The 17783-nt window shown below is 57.1% G+C and carries 17 protein-coding genes, 1 tRNA gene and 2 pseudogenes; 14 read left to right on the forward strand and 6 right to left on the reverse strand.

Features of this window, described 5'->3' with window-relative positions; genetic code table 11:
- Both B3F77_RS02820 and B3F77_RS02825 read left to right on the forward strand, forming a co-directional pair.
- Positions 1 to 157, forward strand: a 157-nt coding sequence (locus tag B3F77_RS02820; RefSeq protein WP_293603501.1) for a transposase, incomplete at its 5' end; no start/stop codon positions are given.
- A gap of 166 nt (positions 158 to 323) precedes the next feature.
- Positions 324 to 1172, forward strand: coding sequence for a DNA ligase (locus B3F77_RS02825; RefSeq protein ID WP_293603502.1), 849 nt, complete (start codon positions 324 to 326; stop codon positions 1170 to 1172).
- Positions 1173 to 1222: 50 nt separating this feature from the next.
- Here B3F77_RS02825 and B3F77_RS02830 read toward each other — a convergent pair whose 3' ends face one another.
- Positions 1223 to 3511 (reverse strand): arginine/lysine/ornithine decarboxylase, encoded by a 2289-nt coding sequence (locus B3F77_RS02830; protein ID WP_293603487.1) that lies wholly within the window; start codon positions 3509 to 3511, stop codon positions 1223 to 1225.
- A 191-nt stretch (positions 3512 to 3702) separates the two neighbouring features.
- Here B3F77_RS02830 and B3F77_RS02835 point away from each other — a divergent pair, with 191 nt between their 5' ends.
- The 4 genes from B3F77_RS02835 to B3F77_RS02850 all read left to right on the forward strand — a co-directional run bounded on the left by B3F77_RS02835 (position 3703) and on the right by B3F77_RS02850 (position 5673).
- A complete protein-coding gene (locus B3F77_RS02835) occupies positions 3703 to 4176 on the forward strand; it encodes an NfeD family protein (protein WP_293603488.1) in 474 nt (157 codons plus the stop codon).
- A gap of 29 nt (positions 4177 to 4205) precedes the next feature.
- A complete protein-coding gene (locus tag B3F77_RS02840; protein ID WP_293603489.1) occupies positions 4206 to 5117 on the forward strand; it encodes an SPFH domain-containing protein in 912 nt (303 codons plus the stop codon).
- A gap of 24 nt (positions 5118 to 5141) precedes the next feature.
- Positions 5142 to 5516: a DUF2237 family protein gene (locus tag B3F77_RS02845; protein ID WP_293603490.1), complete on the forward strand. Its 375-nt coding sequence runs from the start codon at positions 5142 to 5144 to the stop codon at positions 5514 to 5516.
- Between the two features lie 67 nt (positions 5517 to 5583).
- A tRNA-Ser gene (locus tag B3F77_RS02850) sits at positions 5584 to 5673 on the forward strand.
- Positions 5674 to 5783: 110 nt separating this feature from the next.
- On the opposite strand, the gene B3F77_RS02855 is transcribed toward B3F77_RS02850, so the two are convergent.
- From B3F77_RS02855 to B3F77_RS02870, 4 genes are all read right to left on the reverse strand, one after another.
- A complete protein-coding gene (locus B3F77_RS02855; RefSeq protein WP_293603491.1) occupies positions 5784 to 6914 on the reverse strand; it encodes a branched-chain amino acid ABC transporter substrate-binding protein in 1131 nt (376 codons plus the stop codon).
- 221 nt (positions 6915 to 7135) lie between these two features.
- On the reverse strand, positions 7136 to 7459 hold the full coding sequence (locus tag B3F77_RS02860) for a hypothetical protein (RefSeq protein WP_293603492.1): 324 nt from the start codon (positions 7457 to 7459) through the stop codon (positions 7136 to 7138).
- Complete coding sequence (locus B3F77_RS02865) at positions 7456 to 7893, reverse strand: DNA polymerase III subunit chi (RefSeq protein ID WP_293603493.1); 438 nt, start codon at positions 7891 to 7893, stop codon at positions 7456 to 7458. Before B3F77_RS02865 ends, B3F77_RS02860 begins: the two co-directional genes overlap by 4 nt.
- Positions 7890 to 9410, reverse strand: a complete 1521-nt coding sequence (locus B3F77_RS02870) for a leucyl aminopeptidase (RefSeq protein WP_293603494.1) — start codon at positions 9408 to 9410, stop codon at positions 7890 to 7892. Before B3F77_RS02870 ends, B3F77_RS02865 begins: the two co-directional genes overlap by 4 nt.
- 55 nt (positions 9411 to 9465) lie before the next feature.
- On the opposite strand from B3F77_RS02870, the gene lptF reads away from it, so the two are divergent.
- The 7 genes and pseudogenes from lptF to B3F77_RS02905 form a co-directional block, all read left to right on the forward strand.
- Positions 9466 to 10593 carry an LPS export ABC transporter permease LptF gene (gene lptF / locus B3F77_RS02875; RefSeq protein WP_293603495.1) on the forward strand — a complete coding sequence of 376 codons (1128 nt, stop codon included), beginning with the start codon at positions 9466 to 9468 and terminating at the stop codon, positions 10591 to 10593.
- On the forward strand, positions 10590 to 11735 hold the full coding sequence (lptG, locus tag B3F77_RS02880; protein WP_293603496.1) for an LPS export ABC transporter permease LptG: 1146 nt from the start codon (positions 10590 to 10592) through the stop codon (positions 11733 to 11735). The genes lptF and lptG overlap by 4 nt, the downstream gene beginning before the upstream one ends.
- Positions 11736 to 11785: 50 nt before the next feature.
- Positions 11786 to 12163: a sirohydrochlorin chelatase gene (locus tag B3F77_RS02885; RefSeq protein ID WP_293603497.1), complete on the forward strand. Its 378-nt coding sequence runs from the start codon at positions 11786 to 11788 to the stop codon at positions 12161 to 12163.
- A 90-nt stretch (positions 12164 to 12253) separates the two neighbouring features.
- Positions 12254 to 13198, forward strand: coding sequence for a CysB family HTH-type transcriptional regulator (locus tag B3F77_RS02890; protein WP_293603498.1), 945 nt, complete (start codon positions 12254 to 12256; stop codon positions 13196 to 13198).
- 2 nt (positions 13199 to 13200) lie between these two features.
- On the forward strand, positions 13201 to 14385 hold the full coding sequence (locus B3F77_RS02895) for a pyridoxal phosphate-dependent aminotransferase (protein WP_293603499.1): 1185 nt from the start codon (positions 13201 to 13203) through the stop codon (positions 14383 to 14385).
- Positions 14386 to 14456: 71 nt separating this feature from the next.
- Positions 14457 to 14645, forward strand: a complete 189-nt coding sequence (locus B3F77_RS02900; protein ID WP_293603500.1) for a hypothetical protein — start codon at positions 14457 to 14459, stop codon at positions 14643 to 14645.
- Positions 14642 to 14893: pseudogene (locus tag B3F77_RS02905) on the forward strand (transposase); the annotation flags it as partial. The gene B3F77_RS02900 and the pseudogene B3F77_RS02905, both read left to right, overlap by 4 nt.
- 333 nt (positions 14894 to 15226) lie before the next feature.
- Here B3F77_RS02905 and B3F77_RS02910 read toward each other — a convergent pair.
- Positions 15227 to 16551: pseudogene (locus B3F77_RS02910) on the reverse strand (IS1182 family transposase).
- A 626-nt stretch (positions 16552 to 17177) separates the two neighbouring features.
- Here B3F77_RS02910 and B3F77_RS02915 point away from each other — a divergent pair.
- On the forward strand, positions 17178 to 17621 hold the full coding sequence (locus tag B3F77_RS02915) for an SWIB/MDM2 domain-containing protein (RefSeq protein WP_293603503.1): 444 nt from the start codon (positions 17178 to 17180) through the stop codon (positions 17619 to 17621).
- Positions 17622 to 17783: the final 162 nt, after the last annotated feature.

The following is a 17783-nucleotide window of genomic DNA, read 5'->3' on the forward strand; positions in this document are numbered from 1 at the left end:
GAAGAAGAAGCTGTGGGGTGGGGAGTTTTGGACAGACGGGTACTTCGCAAGGTCAGTGGGCAAGCATGGAGATGAGAACATGATCGGGAAGTACGTCAAGAACCAGGGTAACGAGTACCACAAGCTGCACGAAGATCGCCAGCTTGCTTTCTTCTGATACCCCGCCCCTTGGGGCGGGGTTTTTTATAGCTATCTATGCCCGTCCTTCCTTGGAGAACGGCATTAATGACCCACTAAATCCGGAATAACACATGACCGTACAAGCCCCTCCTGCCAAGTCCGCCGGGCTCCTAGGTATCTTTCGCATCAGGACGCTCACTCTGATGCTGGCCCTCGCGGGTTTGCTCACGCCCGCCCTACCTTTGTCGGCGGCCGAAGCTGGTCCGCCGCTGATGCTTGCCAAGGTTTACCACGCGGGTATTTCACTGCAAGACTACTGGGTGAGTGAAAAACTCGATGGCGTGCGCGGCTACTGGGATGGCGAAAAGCTGCTGACCCGCGGCGGAGAGCGCATTGCCGCACCGGCCTGGTTCACGGCGGGCTGGCCCAAGGTGCCCATGGATGGCGAGCTCTGGGCTGGCCGCGGGCAGTTTGTGAAGGCAGTTTCCACGGTGCGACAGCAAACCTCCGACGATGCAGCGTGGCGTGCCATGCGTTTCATGGTGTTCGACCTGCCCGCGCAGGGCGGCCCGTTTACCGAACGAATTCCGGCATTGAATGGACTTGTCAGCCAGATTGACCAGCCCTGGGTGAAGGCCGTGGCGCAGTTCAAGCTGTCAAACCACCAAGCTTTGCAGAGCTTGCTGACCAAAACCGTGAAACGGGGCGGCGAAGGGCTGATGCTGCACCGCGGCGCGTCGCTCTACAAGGCGCAGCGCAACGACGATTTGCTCAAGCTCAAAACCCACGAAGACAGCGAAGCGCGCGTGGTAACGCATATTCCCGGCAAAGGCAAATATGCCGGCAAGCTGGGCGCGCTACTCGTTGAAATGCCAGCGGCTGACGGTAAGCCCGCGCAACGCTTCAAACTGGGCACAGGTTTCTCGGATGCCCAGCGGCTAGACCCGCCTGCCATAGGGACGCTGGTGACCTACCGTTTCAGGGGTTTGAACAACAGCGGCATCCCGCGTTTTGCCAGCTTCATGCGCGTGCGCGAAGACCCATCCCTCTAAAAACGGCCAGCGCGTATGCTGGCCGCTTCCCAAGTCAGACAGACCCCAGGCTATTTCTTGACGCAGTCGGCGTAGTAGCGGACTTTGCCTTTGGCATCTGCCTGCTCGACCAAACCATGGATGTCCGTCTCAAAACCCGGGCACTGCGCGTTGAACTCGCGGGCGAACTTGAGGTAATCAACAATTTTCCTGTTGAACACCTCCCCCGGAATCAGCAACGGAATACCGGGCGGGTAAGGCGTGACTAGCCCGACGGTAATGCGGCCTTCAAGATGGTCGATCTCGACCCGCTCGGTCGTACGGTGGGCGATGTGCGCGTAGGCGTCGCTGGGTTTCATGGCGGGAGCCAAATCGCTCAAATAGACCTCTGTCGTCAGCCGCGCGATATCGTACTTGGCGTACATGGCATGAATATGCTGGCACAAGTCGGCCAGGCCCATGCGCTCGTACTTGGGATACTTTTGGCAGAACTCGGGCAGGATGCGCCACATTGGCTGGTTCTTGTCGTAGTCGTCCTTGAACTGCTGCAGCGCCGTCAGCAGGGTGTTCCAGCGGCCTTTAGTGATGCCGATGGTGAACAGGATGAAAAAACTGTAGAGACCGGTTTTCTCCACGATCACGCCATGCTCGGCCAAAAACTTGGTCACGATGCTGGCCGGAATGCCGGTCTTGGCAAACTTGCCATTGAGGTCCAGCCCGGGCGTGACAATGGTCGACTTAATCGGGTCCAGCATGTTGAAGCCGGTCGCCATCTGGCCAAATCCATGCCAATTGTTGGCGCCGTTCTTCGCCGTCTTGGCACTGCGCGACTCGCCCTTGATGATCCAGTCCTCGGCCCGGCCAATGCCCTCTTCCACAAGCTTGTCCGGTCCCCATACCTTGAACCACCAGTCAGTGCCATATTCTTCGTCGATCTTGCGCATGGCCCGGCGGAAATCGAGCGCCTCGGCAATGCTCTCCTCGACCAGCGCCGTGCCGCCGGGTGGCTCCATCATGGCGGCGGCGACGTCGCAGCTGGCAATAATGCTGTACTGCGGCGAGGTCGATGTGTGCATCAGGTAGGCCTCGTTAAAGAGGGGCCGGTCCAGTTTGGTGTTTTGCGAGTCCTGCACCAGCACCTGGCTGGCCTGGCTGATGCCCGCCAGCAGCTTGTGAATCGACTGTGTGGCATACACCACCGCGTTTTTCGGCCGGGTGCGGTTTTTTCCCATGGAATGGTAGCAACCATAAAACGGGTGAAACGCCGCATGGGGCAGCCAGGCTTCGTCAAAGTGCAGGTTGTCCACGTAGCCGTCAAGCATGCCCTTGATGGTTTCGGTGTTGTAGAGCACGCCGTCGTAGGTCGACTGTGTCAGCGTCAACACGCGCGGCTTGACCTTTTCCGGGTCAACACCCATGAGTAGCGGATTGGCCTTGATCTTGGCCTTGATCGCTTCGGGCTCGAACTCGCTTTGCGGAATCGGGCCGATGATGCCGAAGTGGTTGCGCGTCGGCTTCAAAAACACTGGAATGGCGCCAGTCATGATGATGGCGTGCAGAATGGATTTGTGGCAGTTGCGGTCCACCACGACCACGTCGCCGGGCGCCACCGTGTAATGCCACACGATCTTGTTGCTGGTCGACGTGCCATTGGTCACGAAGAAGCAGTGATCGGCATTAAAAATGCGCGCAGCATTGCGCTCGGACGCCGCCACCGGGCCGGTGTGGTCCAGCAGTTGGCCCAGTTCTTCCACCGCGTTACACACGTCAGCACGCAGCATGTTTTCGCCAAAGAACTGGTGAAACATCTGCCCGACCGGACTTTTCAGGAAGGCTACGCCTCCTGAATGACCCGGACAGTGCCATGAATAAGAGCCATCTTCGGCATAGTCCAGCAAGGCCTTGAAAAATGGGGGCTGCACGCCTTCCAGGTAGCTCTTCGCTTCACGGATGATGTGGCGCGCCACGAACTCGGGCGTGTCTTCAAACATGTGGATGAAGCCGTGCAGTTCGCGCAGGATGTCGTTAGGAATATGACGCGAGGTTTTTGTCTCGCCATACACATAAATCGGTACATCAAGATTCTTGCGGCGCACCTCTTCAATGAAGTTGCGCAGGTTCAGAACGGCCGGGTCCAGATCAGGACCGGGCGTGAACTCCTCATCATCGATCGATAAAATAAATGCGCTGGCACGGCTCTGCTGTTGCGCAAACTGCGACAGGTCACCATAGCTGGTGACGCCCAGCACCTCAAAGCCTTCGGATTCAATGGCTTGCGCCAGCGCGCGAATACCCAGGCCGGAGGTATTCTCCGAGCGGAAGTCTTCGTCAATGATGACAATCGGGAAGCGGAATTTCATGGCGTTTGCAGCAGTTCATGGTCGCCCTGAACCTGTCGGAGGGCATAGGGAAACGCTCGGTGGGCATAGACAGGTTGAGCCCGAACGGTTTGATTCAAGACTGCGAAGTGTAAGGACATATTGTTGTCCTGCGCTTGCGCCACGGTCTATTTGCCCCAAAATATAGCGTATCACAGGCAAAAGGAGGGAACATGAGTGAATCAACCATCTGGTGGCTGCTGGCTGGTGCCGCGGTAGCGCTGGAACTGATGACAGGAACCTTTTACCTGCTGATGATTGCGGTGGGACTCATCGCTGGCGCGGTTGCTGCGCATTTGGGCCTTGCCATGATCGGCCAGATGGTGATCGCGGCAGCTATTGGCGGCGGTGCGGTAGCCGTTTGGCGCTGGCGCCGCAGCAAAAGCCCGGCCCCACTGCCAGCCAATGCCAACCGGGATGTCCACCTGGATATCGGCGAGCCGGTGCACGTTGCGCGGTGGAATGCAGACGGCACCGCCACCGTGAAATTTCGCGGCGCTAACTGGACAGCGGTAGCCGCCAACCCCGCCGAGCCCGCTGGCCCCGGCAGTTTCCGCATCAAGGAAATGCTGGGCAACCGCCTGGTCATTGAAAAGCTGTGGGATTCTGAGGCGCATGCGCCTGAATCACCAGGCCCGGTAACATGAGCACCCTAATCTGAATCAATGGAGAAACTATGGAAATAGCACTCGTCATCCTTATCGTGGCCGGCATCTTTATCGTACGCAGCATCCAGGTGGTGCCGCAGCAAAACGCCTGGGTGATTGAGCGTCTGGGGAAGTACCATGGCAGCCTCACGCCGGGCCTGAGCTTTCTGGTTCCCTTTGTGGACAGAGTGGCCTACAAGCACAGCCTGAAGGAGATCCCGCTCGACGTGCCCAGCCAGGTTTGCATTACGCGCGACAACACGCAGTTGCAAGTCGACGGCATTTTGTATTTCCAGGTGACCGACCCGATGCGTGCCAGCTACGGCTCGTCCAACTACATCGTGGCGGTCACGCAGCTGGCCCAGACCTCGCTGCGCTCCGTGATTGGCAAGCTGGAGCTCGACAAAACCTTTGAAGAACGTGACATCATCAACGCACAAGTCGTTGCAGCGATTGACGAAGCGGCTCTGAACTGGGGGGTAAAGGTCTTGCGCTACGAGATCAAGGACTTGACGCCACCCAAGGAAATCCTGCATGCCATGCAGTCGCAAATCACCGCTGAACGCGAAAAGCGTGCCCTGATCGCCGCCTCGGAAGGCCGAAAACAGGAACAGATCAACATTGCCACCGGCGAGCGGGAAGCCTTTATCGCCCGTTCTGAAGGAGAAAAACAGGCGGCCATCAACAACGCGCAAGGTGAAGCTTCGGCTATCATGGCAGTGGCTGAAGCCAATGCAAAAGCCATCGAAGTCGTTGCTTTAGCGATTCGTCAACCCGGCGGCGAGCAAGCCGTGCAACTCAAGGTGGCAGAAAAAGCTGTCGAGGCCTATTCAAGTGTTGCGAACAAGGCAACCACCACCCTGATCGTGCCCAGCAACATGACCGAAGTGGCGGCCCTGATCACGTCGGCCATGAAAATGGTGCAGGCCAACAAGGCTTGATCATTACTGTTCACAGGCAACACAATGAACGCAATAAATGTTCTGGGCACAGAGTTGGTGCCCTGCTCTTACGATCCCATCACCGGCTATTTCCGCGACGGCTGCTGCAATACAGAGGAGTCCGATGCGGGTTCTCATCTGGTGTGCGTACGGGTCACTCAAGAGTTTTTGACGTTCTCCAACTCCTGCGGCAATGACCTCATCACACCGCAGCCCCAGTATCGTTTTGCAGGGCTCAAACCGGGCGACCGCTGGTGCCTGTGCGCCAACCGCTGGCGGGAGGCACTGGAGGCAGGCTTTGCGCCACCGGTCATTCTGGAGTCCACCCACCTCAACGCCCTCGAATTCGTCACCATGGCCCAACTGGCAAAACACCGGTTTCAGGGCGCCATGCACTAACCGGAGCACTTCGTACGGTCATTCGACCCGGGCAGTGCCGCGGCACTGCTACAATCATGAGCTTCGCGGAAGGGTGGATGAGCGGTTTAAGTCACACGCCTGGAAAGCGTGCGTGGGGTTATTCCCACCGCGGGTTCGAATCCCGCCTCTTCCGCCAAAATTAGTCAGGTGATTCTCCAAAGCCTGACAGGTCTTCCAGATTTTAAAGTCTTTAGGCCCGTAAAAAAGCCACCTTTCGGTGGCTTTTTTTGTTTCTGCTGACCGGGTTTAATTCAGGGCAGATTTCTTGCCGTCTTTGTAGACGTACAGGGTAATTGCCGGATTTTTCAACTCGCCATTGGGCTCGAAAGCGATGGTGGTGGTCACGCCTTTGAAGTTGGATTTGAGCAACTCAGGGGTGTAAACCTTTGGATCGGTCGAATTGGCACGCTTCATGGCGTCAACCAGAAGGAAGGTGGCGTCATAGGTGTATGGGCTATAAACCTGGAACTGGCCGGGGTACTTGGCGTCGTAACGCTTTTTCCAGGCCTCGCCGCCGGGCATTTTGGCCAGGGAGGCGCCGCCTTCAGCGCAAACCACGTTGCCAATGGTCTTGGCGCCAGCAGCCAGCTTGGCCAGCTCAGCGGTGCAGATGCCATCACCGCCAAAGTATTTGACATTGCTCATGCCGAGCTGCTCCATCTGGCGCAACATCGGGCCGCCTTGTGGGTCCATCCCGCCGAAGAAAATCGCGTCGGGGTTTTTGGATTTGACGGCCGTGAGAATGGCCATGAAGTCAGTGGCTTTGTCGGTGGTGTATTGCTCGTCAACCACGGTCATGCCTTTTGCCAGAGCCGTCCTTTTGAACACTTCAGCAACGCCTTGGCCGTATGCCGTGCGGTCATCGATGATGGCCACTTTTTTCAGTTTCAGTGCGTCAGCCGCATAGAAAGCCAGACCGGCGCCCAGGGCATTGTCATTGGCGATGATGCGGAAGGTGGTTTTGTAGCCAGGCTTGGTCAGGTTGGGGTTGGTTGCAGCGCCTGTGACCATCGGAATGCCGCAGTCGTTGTAAACCTTGGAAGCGGGAATCGTCGTACCTGAATTCAGGTGACCGACCACACCAGATACTTTGGAGTCGCACAGTTTTTGTGCAGCAGCCGTGCCCTGTTTTGGATCAGCAGCATCGTCTTCAGCAACCAGCTCAAACTTGATTTTCTTGCCGCCGATGACAATGCCTTGCGCGTTCAGGTCTTCAACAGCCATGCGTGCGCCGTTTTCGTTGTCTTTGCCATAGTGGGCCTGCGAGCCGGACATTGGTGCAACGTCACCTATTTTGACCACTGCATCTTGCGCAGAAGCAAAACCCGCCACCATAGCGAGAGCCGCCATGGCGGTCATTTTTAATTTCATTTGCATAAAAACACTCCGATTAGGAAATTACCGTTAAAGATTGAGAACATTTTTTTACTCAACGAGCGCGAACATAACGCAATTTTCGGGCCTGCACCATAGCAACGCCCCTAGGTTATTTGCCGATAAGTGGGTTTACCCGTGGAACAGATGCGAATCCGGGTTTCAACGAGTGCCCATGAGGTGCGGCGCATACATGGAAACGGGGCAGCGTCCCAGCGGTGGCATCAAGACCGGGCCGGCGTTTGAACCACTTCCTGTTCAAAGGCCTGGCTCACGGATTGGCGCACGACTCCCTCAATCTCTTCGCGAAGCCGGGGTGCCAGGGTTTGGGTGTGCTCCAGGATCAGTTGTCCAACGGCCTCCCGCAAACGCCGTTCAAGCGTCAGGTCTACCCGCTGCAGAACACGCTTGACCATCTGGTCTTCCAGCTCGGCCGAAATCGCCATGGGTGCTACGCCCTTGCCTGAAACCGGTGCTGGCGAGGGCACGGGCTGGACGACCTCGGTCAGCGTGGGTACGAAACGGGGCGGGATAGACGAATTGCTCATGCGCTCTCCCTGGCCGTCGCAAAGTCATGTCGTTTCATGGCGTACCCCCTGTCGGTGTAATGCTTCCAGCGGCTGCGCGCGGCAAGGCGGTCGTCGTCTGCCTGCGTAACGACCTCAATGACACGTTCAAAACGTTCAAATTCAGCAGGCATGTTCTGCCCTAGATTGACCAGAACGCCGTGATGTGGACACGCCGTGAGCGACTCGGCAAGCAGCACCGGCGTGGCCGCCAGGCTGTTTGCCGGCGCACTGACATGGCAATGCGGCACAAATTCAGTGGGGGAAAAACTCCACAGCAATTGATCAAGCTCGGCCAGGACCTCGGGCCCTGCCGTCACCACCACCTTGGCACCACTGAGGTAGGCTTTGCGCAGCAGGCGGCAGCTGTATGCCAGCTTGTCGGGCACATTGAAGTGAAAGGCGATCTCAGTCATGCCCGGGTTCTGGAAACAGGCGTGCTTCGTTTAACGGGCTTGGCCCTGGTCGGCGCTTTTCCAGGCACAGCCAAGGGTACCTGGCTCAGCAAGTAGTCCAGCAGTAAGGACACGGGACGGCCCGTGGCGCCTTTCGCCGCTCCACCTTTCCAGGCCGTACCGGCAATGTCCAGATGCGCCCAGGGGAAGCTGGCCGCAAAGCGCTGAAGGAACTTGGCAGCGGTCACCGCGCCCGCAGCCTTCCCCGCGATGTTCGCCACATCCGCAAAATTGGTTTTGAGCCCTTCTGCGTACTCCTCATCGAGCGGCATCCTCCAGCACAGATCCAGGGAGGATTCACCGGCCTGGGCCAGCGCCTGGGCCAGCGGCTCATCAGTCGAGAAAAGTGCACTGCGCACCCCCCCCAAGGCGACCACACAAGCGCCAGTCAGCGTGGCGATGTCGATCACTGCCTTGGGCTTGAAGCGTTCCGCATAGGTCAATGCATCACACAGCACCAGCCGCCCTTCCGCATCGGTGTTCAGAATTTCGATCATTTGCCCGCTCATGCTGGTGACCACATCGCCAGGCTTGACGGCACGTCCGCCTGTCATGTTTTCGCTCGCCGGAATCAGCCCCACCACATTCAGCGCAGGCTGCAGTTCGGCCAGTGCACGGAAGGTCCCCAGCACACTCGCCGCACCACACATGTCGAACTTCATCTCATCCATTTCGTGCGCAGGTTTCATCGAGATACCGCCCGAATCGAAGGTGATGCCCTTGCCGACCAGCACCACCGGCGCCACGGCCTTGGCAGCGCCCTCATAATGCAACACGATAAAACGTAAAGGTTCTGCCGTGCCTTGGGCAACGGCCATGAACGAGCCCATGCCCAGCTTTGCAACCTCCTTGGGGCCCAGTACTTCAACCTTGATGTTGCGCAATTTACCCAGGTCCTTGGCCGCCACTGCCAGCAAGGTCGGGGTGGCGTGGTTGGCCGGCCGGTTGGCCCATTCTTTGGCCAACTCAATACCCTTGACCAGCGCGGTCCCCTTATCGAACCCCGCCCTGGCGTTCGCGGCATCGTTCACAGCGATCACGATGCGCTGCAGTTTTGCCGGACTGGCCTTGGACTTGGTGGTGGTGTAGACGTAGGTGGCGTCGCTGCAGGCTACAACGGCTGTCCGCACGGCATCGGGCGGCAGGTTGTTCAGCGCACTGAGGCAGAGAACTGCGCGTTGGGCATTGCTGTTCTTCAAGGCCCCCAGCGCGGCATTCACAGCGATACGGACATTTTTGGGGCTGCCATCACCGGCACCCACCAGCAGAATCCGCGTTGCCGCAATGCCCGGCGTGCGGTAGGCGCTGAGCAGTTTGCCCGGTTTGGCCTCAAAGTCACCCGATTTGATCGCAAGCGCAGCCAGCGCAGACAGGGGATCGTCATCTGAACTCAAGTTTTGGGGTATGAGCACAAGCAGTGCATCACATTTTTCACTGCAAATACGGGTACGGTTTAGTGTTTTGAGTTCAAAGTCCATAATTCAACGTTTATCAAAAACAAAATAAAGCAAAGCAAAAGTAAATATCCAGGCAATGTTATTCCAATCTTCGATTCGCAAAGAGTTGGCACGCAGTTTCGGGGCAACCCTGGTGGTCATCGTCACGATCATGATGACCATCGTGCTGATCCGCACACTGGGCCAAGCTTCGCGCGGCTTCATTAATCCCGAGGATGTCATGCTCTTCATGGCTTATTCGGCTTTGGGTCGCCTGCCGACTATTCTGACGCTCTCGCTCTTCATTGCCATGGTCAGCACCTTGTCTCGCATGTACCGTGACAGTGAAATGGTGGTCTGGTTCACCAGCGGCCAGGGACTGGCGGGCTTTCTGATGCCTCTGTTTCGCTTCGCGTGGCCAATTCTGCTTGTAATTACCCTGATGGCACTTTTTGTATGGCCATGGACCAACCAGCAGACCAAGGACATGCAAAGCCGCTACGAACAGCGTGGCGACCTGGACCGTATTGCACCCGGCCAGTTTCAGGAATCGTCCAGCGGCAACCGGGTATTTTTTATCGACCGCGATCTGGCAGGCAATCAAGCCAGCAACAATGTGTTTATCGCCGCGACTGAAAAAGGCAAAAGCTCCATCACCACAGCGCGCTCAGGCCGCATTGAGACCAAGGAAAATACCCAGTTCCTGATGCTTGAAAACGGACAGCGGCTTGAAAACGTCATTGGGGAATCAGCCCTCAAAATCAGCGACTTTGAAGAGTACGGCACCAAAACGGGTGACTCGAACCCCCTCAGCGAGAACGCGCCGGAAGCCAATTTATTGTCCACACGCTCCCTCCTCAAGGCCCCCACTCGCGGCAACCTCGGTGAGTTGGCATGGCGCTTTGGGCTGGCCCTGGCATCGATCAACTTTGTGATTCTGGCCGTGGCACTGGCCAGCGTGAACCCGCGCGGCGGGCGCAGCAGCAACATGATTTTCATACTGCTGACATTCGTGGTTTACAACAACCTGATTAATCTGGGGCAAAGCTGGATTCTTGTCGGCCTCATCAGTTTTGGCGCCTTCCTTCTGCTGCTGCATGGCGGTGTGTTGCTGCTCGGCCTGGGCTGGCTGGCCAAGCGGCATTCCAACTGGGTTTTCAGACCGGCTCCGCGACTGCACCACGCACCACCTGCCGTGCGCGCCAATGGAAGCAGCAATCCATGAAAACCATACGCCACCTGATCTACGGTGAGGTGCTGGCCGCCATCGCCCTGGTGACGCTGGGGTTTCTGGCGCTGTTCTTCTTTTTTGACCTGGTCGATGAATTGCAATACCTCGGCAAAAACAACGGTCTCAGTGCCACTGCCGACGTTTACCAGATCAGGCATGCGCTGCTGTATGTGACGCTGCTGATCCCCAATCATCTGTATGAACTCCTGCCTATCTCGGTGCTGATTGGCACCATTTTTGTCATGGCACGCCTGGCCCAGAGTTCTGAATACACCATTTTGCGCACCAGCGGACTGGGCCCATGGCGGGCGCTCAAGCTGCTGCTGGCACTGGGCGCATTTTTTGTGGCGTTCAGTTTTGCAGTGGGGGACTATGTTGCGCCCGCCAGCGAGCGGGCCGCACAATTGCTCAAGGCACGTTACCAGGGCAAGATCACCATCGGCCAGACGGGTGCATGGCTGAAAGAGAAACAGGCCTATAACACCTATGTGGTCAACGTTAAAGAGCTATCACCTGACAATGAAATGAAGGGTGTTCAAATTTTCGAATTTAACAACAAGGGCTTGATTGTTTCGACCACCCAGGCGCCTGTGGCGACATTGGCCGAGGGTGATGCCTGGCTACTCAAGCAGGCCAGCCGCGCAGAATTTGACGTCCCCGCAGACTCTACCCCTGCCAGCAAGGCCCAGGAAAGTGCCAGGGTCACCCGGTCTTTCGTAGAGAGCCTTCGATGGCCTACCGGGCTCAGCGCAGAGATGGTGTCAGTGGCGCTGCTCAAACCGGAACTAATGAGCACCATCGACCTCTTCAACTACGTCCGCCACCTGGAAGCCAACAGCCAGACCGCCCAGCGCTATGAAATCGAATTCTGGAAAAAGGTTTTCTATCCGCTCAGCTGCCTCGTGATGGTGATACTGGCCCTGCCTTTTGCCTACCTTCACTTCCGCTCTGGCGGCATCGCGGGCTATGTCTTTGCCGGTGTCATGATCGGTATCAGCTTTTTTCTGCTCAATAACGTGTTTGGCTATATTGGCAACCTGCGCAACTGGCAGCCCTGGCTGGCGGCCGCCACACCGGGGTTGCTGTATATGGCAGTTTCGCTGGGTGCGTTTGGCTGGCTGGTCCTCAGGCACTGACGGCAGTCGCTGGCTAGACGTGACAAAGTGACAAACATCCTCCCCTCAACATGACCCTTTTAGCATCAACGCCACTAGGTATTGTTCTGCTCGCCCATGGCTCGCGTGACCCGCAGTGGCAAGCGCCGATTGAAGCCGTCGCCGCGCACATCCGCACCCGCCAGCCTGGAACAAAGGTCTGCTGTGCCTACCTGGAACTCTGCGCACCTTCGCTGCCCGAAGCCGCTACTTATTTGATAGCTACTGGGGCCTTCCACATAAGGGTATTCCCCATTTTTCTTGGTGTTGGCAAACATGCACGCGAAGACTTCCCGCTGCTGATCGAGCAAATCAGGGTCGCGCATCCAGGCGTGGCGATTGAACTCCTGCCCACCGCCGGTGAGTACGGACAGCTGACGGCACTGATGGCCGACATTGCTCTGTCCTAAGGTCAAAACGCCCCGAAAAATTGGTGTACGCCAGGAACCTCATTAGCACAAAACAGGCATAATGGAACAAGTAATTAGCCTGAATTTGATATGAACCTTCATCAATTCCGATTTGTTCAGGAGGCCGTACGGCGCAACCTGAACCTGACCGAAACAGCCCGAGCCCTGCACACTTCGCAGCCCGGCGTCTCCAAGGCCATCATCGAGCTCGAAGAAGAACTGGGTGTGGAGATTTTTGCGCGCCATGGCAAGCGCCTAAAACGCGTGACCGAGCCCGGCGAGCATGTGCTTAAGAGCATAGAACTCATCATGCGCGAAGTGGGCAATTTGCGGCGCATTGGCGAGCAGTTTTCGGCACAGGACAGCGGCACGCTCTCCATTGCCACCACCCACACCCAGGCCCGCTATGTCTTGCCGCAGCCGGTGGCCAAGCTGCGTGAAGCCTTCCCAAAGGTCAACGTCAGCCTGCACCAGGGCTCACCCGATCAGGTGGCCCGCATGCTGATTGACGAAGTGGCTGAAATCGGCATTGCCACGGAATCGCTGACCCATTTCAGCGAACTGGTGACCCTGCCCTGCTATGAATGGCAGCACATGCTGGTCATGCCTGTGGACCATCCGCTGGCCAAAAAGGACAACATCACACTGGAGGATCTGGCCCAGGAACCGCTGATCACCTACCACCCCTCCTTTACGGGACGCACCAAGGTTGACCAGGCTTTTGCGGCCAGGCACCTGGAGCCGCGCATTGCCCTTGAAGCCATTGACTCCGACGTGATCAAGACCTATGTGCGCCTGGGGCTGGGCGTCGGCATTGTGGCCGAGATGGCGCTCAAGGACGACGGCACCAACAGCGACTTACTGGGCCTGCCGGCGGGCCCGCTGTTTGGCGTGAACGTGGCTCGCGTGGCTTTTAAGCGCGGCGCCTACCTGCGCAATTTTGTCTATAAATTTGCAGAGCTGCTCAGCGACAAGCTGGACCGCGCCCTGATCACCAAGGCCATGGCAGGCCGCATCAACGACTACGAAGTATGACCATGCCGACACCAGATACGATTCGCGCGAGCGCAGCGCGCACCCCTTCGCTCAAAAGCAAACTGCCGGCCGTCGGCACCACCATCTTTACCGTCATGTCCACGCTGGCAGCGGAAAAAGGGGCCGTCAATCTGGGCCAGGGCTTTCCTGATTTCGACTGCGACCTCAAGCTGATCAACGCCGTGCTAGATGCCATGAACCGGGGACTGAACCAGTACCCACCCATGACAGGGGTGCCCGTGTTGCGTGAGGCCATTGCTGCCAAGCTGGCCAGACTGCATGGCCACAGCTACAACGCCAACCTGGAGATCACCATCACGGCGGGCGCCACGCAGGCCATCCTCACTGTCATTTTGGCCATAGTCCACCCCGGCGATGAAGTGATCGTGCTGGAGCCCTGCTACGACAGTTATGTGCCCAATATCGAGCTGGCCGGCGGCACCGCAGTGCGCGTGCCTTTGATACCTGGCACCTTCCGCCCCGACTTCGACAAGATATCAAACGCCATCACACCCAAAACCCGCGCCATCATTATCAATTCGCCGCACAACCCGAGCGGCACCGTCTGGCTTGAGGCCGACATGCTCAAGCTGCAGGACATTCTGGCGCCCACCGATGTGTTGCTGATCAGCGACGAGGTGTATGAACACATGGTATTTGATGGCCAGCTGCATTACAGCTCAGCGCGCTTCTCCGGCTTGGCGGCCCGTGCCTTCATTGTCAGCAGCTTTGGCAAAACTTACCATGTCACCGGGTGGAAGGTGGGCTACGTGGCGGCACCAGCCGCGCTCTCAGCCGAGTTCCGCAAGGTACACCAGTTCAATGTATTCACCGTCAACACGCCGGTGCAGTATGGTCTGGCCGCCTACATGGCCGATGACCGGCCCTACCTCGACTTGCCGGCCTTCTACCAGCGCAAACGCGACCTGTTTCGCAGCGGCCTGGCCAACACCCGTTTCAAGCTGCTTCCCAGCGAAGGCAGCTACTTCCAGTGCGTCGATATTTCAAAAGTCAGCGATCTGAACGAAGCTGATTTTTGCAAATGGCTGACCACGGAGGTCGGCGTGGCGGCTATTCCGTTGTCGGCGTTTTACGGCAATGGCTTTGACCAACGCGTGGTGCGTTTCTGCTTTGCCAAAAAGGACGAAACGCTGAACACGGCGCTGGATCGGCTGGCCAGGCTGTAAACCTAAGGAAACTCTGCAAAACTCCCTCGTTTGTGTGCTTGGTGTAAGCCACGCAGAGCATCATTGAGCCCATGAAACAAACAGCCCCGGACCTCAATCTCAGTCTCAGTCTCAGTCTCAAGAAAACCCGCAAACGCGAGTTCCTGGAGCAGATGGAACAAGTGGTGACTTGGGGTTCACTGGTCGAGCTCATTGTCCCGTATTTATCCAGAGGGCAGGAATGGCAGGCCACCCTTTTCCCTAGAGACGATGCGGCGTAGCCATGCGCCCGGGCAAGCGCAAAGCGCTGGACAAAGACAACCAAGCCGATGCCATGATCGACCAGGCGGAAAAGCTCAAGGCTGGTGTGCGTGCCAAGGAGGAGCATCCGTTTCGGGTGATCAAGCGCCAGTTTGGCTTCATCAAGGTGCGCTACTGCGGTTTGAAGAAAAATACGGCACAGCTCTTCACGCTGTTTGTGCTATCCAATCTGTGGATAGTGCGTAGCAAATTGATGGGAGCGCAGGGGATGAGTGCGCCCGAAAACAGGGCAAGAGCTTTGCAAAGGGCGAAAAAGGCCCAAGAGGGTAGTAAAAACAATGGGATTTCTGGAACGTTTCCGTGAAATTCCACCATTTGAAAATTAACGCCTTGCTACTCCACGTCGCGGTGAGTTATTCAGAGCATCCCTAGGAGTCTGGGCGGCAGAAGTATTTTGACGAGCCCGACTTTCGCCATAAGTGACCCAAAGTTGCCTGGGTTATGGTGAAGGCGTCCATCAACGCCTGTGTCTGTGGTGACGTGATGGATATTGAACTCCTGCCAAGAGCGTCAGATTTTCGTTTTCCTTGCACTCTTTCCCTCAACTGGCCTGCATTACCCCCATTCTGCGCAGATTGAGTGCCATGCAAACGAGTTTGAACTCGGCCTGTGCCTTTTGTAGCCCACGCATGCTGAACTGGCGAAACCCCAGAACGTTCTTGATCCAGCCGTTGGGTGGCCGGCAATCCACTTGCGTTTGCGGTAGTCAATTTTTCCTTGTTCTGTTTCGAACTTGGCGGCCATCGCCACCGTGTGCGGGTAGCGCTGCGCAACCCTGGGCTTGGCCAGTACTTTGCCCTCGCGCCCCAGCGCAATGACCAGTTCGGTATCAGGTTGGGTTTTTACCAATTCGGCCATCACCGCCTCACTGCGGTAGCCCGCATCCAACGGCAGATGAGCCCGTGTGTTCTTTGACGGCGCTCAGCACCATGGGCAATTGTTGTACATCCGAGCTGGTATTGACCACCTCGGCGGCCACGATGATGTGTGCCGCCTCGTCCACTGCGGTCTGCGCGTTATAGCTGTAGTCAAACCCGCCACCGGCACGTTTCATGATGCGCGACTCGGGGTCGGTAAAGCTGTCTTGGGCTTTGGGCGCAGGAACACCGAAGTCGCGCTGGTAGGGCTTACCCCCTTTGGGCTTGCCATCTTTATCCTTGGGCTTGCGTTCATCGTCTGGCTGCGTCCGCGCTGTGCATCGCTTTGGCGTTGACGCTCTTCCAAACGGGCTTTGGCCGCTTCAATCGCAGCCAGGCGCGCTTGCCTGCGCTCAATCTCGGCAGGGATGTCCAGATCGGGTTCATTCTTCTCGGCCTCGTCGGTATTGGCAGCTTTTTGCACCAGCGCGGCGATTTGCGCTTTGATCTCTATTTCTGCCGCTTGCATGCGCCCATAACTCATGGCCTTGTGGCGGCTGGCGTTGGCTTTTATCTTGGTGCCGTCCACGGCGATGGTGCCAAGCTTGACCAGTCCCATTTCGCGTGCCAGGCGCACGACTTGGACAAACAGTTCGGTGAACTCGCTCAGGTGCAATGCCCGGAAGTCCCGGATGGTGCGGTGAGCGGGGAAGTTGTCGGCACCCAGCACGCGAAATGCCACGTCTTCATACAGCTTCTTGGCGATCTTGCGTGAACTAAATACCCCGGTGGCGTACGCATAGACCAATACCTTAACCATCATGGCCGGGTGAAAGGGCTGGTTGCGTGGGCCACCCGCTGCGTAGCGCGTATGAAACGCGCTCAAATTCAGACTGTCTACGGTGTCGCTGATAAAGTAGGCCAAATGGCCTTGTGACAACCACTCTTGCAGCGCATTGGGCAAAAGTTGTTGCTGTTCGGGGTGGTAGGGTATGTAGCTCGCACTCATACCCAATTAACGATTCAGCCCATCAATTCGCTATCAGGGATTTCCCTTCTGCCGCCCAGACTCCTAGATGGCGGGTTGGCTATTGTCCCTGCGCGCGGGCAACACGGCGGCATTTTCGCGCGGCGCACGGGGTAGGTCGAAATTTAAGTAAGGATACCCCGGGGCTGGCGGGTTCTGCCAGCGAAATGTTTGTGGTGGCACAGTGTTAATGCTGCTTTCTCCTGTATTGGGTGATCAGGCAGCGTGGCCGCCAAAGCCGCTGATCGCGACGGCCTGACTGCACCTCGATAGCGCTTGGATCGCTGAGGGCCTTCAACGCCTGCATGAATTTGCTGGCCCATGCCTGCCCTGCGCTGGTAGCCAGTGATGCCTTTAAGTAAAGACCTCAATCGCGATTTCCCCGGTACTTTTTGGCCACTGAAGTGGTGAGCGCCTGGGAGTAGTTGGCCTGCTGCATCACTCTCACCGATGCGTTTTCGATCTTCAGAGGTAAATCCGCAACAGAAGGGCGTAAATAAAGTGTATTTTCGCTATGAAACTGCGTTTTTCTCCAGTAGCATCCGCATTGCCACAAGGACGTAGTTATCCCGGTGGTGATTTGTCAACTTCTAGAAGGAAAATCAATCATGGCAACTGCGAAAAAAGCACCGGCAAAAAAAGCGCCTGCAAAAAAGGCTGCTCCGGCAAAGAAAGTAGCTGCAAAAAAAGCAGCTCCCGCTAAGAAGGTAGCCGCAAAAAAAGCAGCTCCCGCTAAGAAGGTAGCCGCGAAGAAAGCAGCTCCCGCCAAGAAAGTTGCAGCGAAAAAAGCGCCAGCCAAAAAGCGCACGCCCAATGCAGCGTTCATGAAAGCGCTGACCTTGAGCCCTGCACTGGCTGCTGTGGTGGGCGACAAGCCTTTGCCACGTACCGAAATTGTCAGCAAACTATGGACGTACATCAAGTCCAAAGGTCTGCAGGACAAGGTTAACAAGCGCATGATCAACGCTGACGAAAAACTGCGCGCCGTGTTCGGCAAGGCGCAGGTGTCGATGTTCGAGATGGCTGGCCTGATCGGCAAGCACGTCAAGTAATCGGCTCTTGCCGATACTTAGAGGGCCGGTATCCACCGGCCCTTTTTTTGTGCCTTCACGTTAACGCCCAGTCACAAGCACTGCCATCTGGCACGCATCCTGCGTTACCAAGAACTAATCCGTAAATAAAGGATAACGACCTTCCATGCGCGACGACCGCGT

This window comes from Polaromonas sp. UBA4122, from assembly GCA_002381615.1.
Taxonomy (GTDB): domain Bacteria; phylum Pseudomonadota; class Gammaproteobacteria; order Burkholderiales; family Burkholderiaceae_C; genus Polaromonas.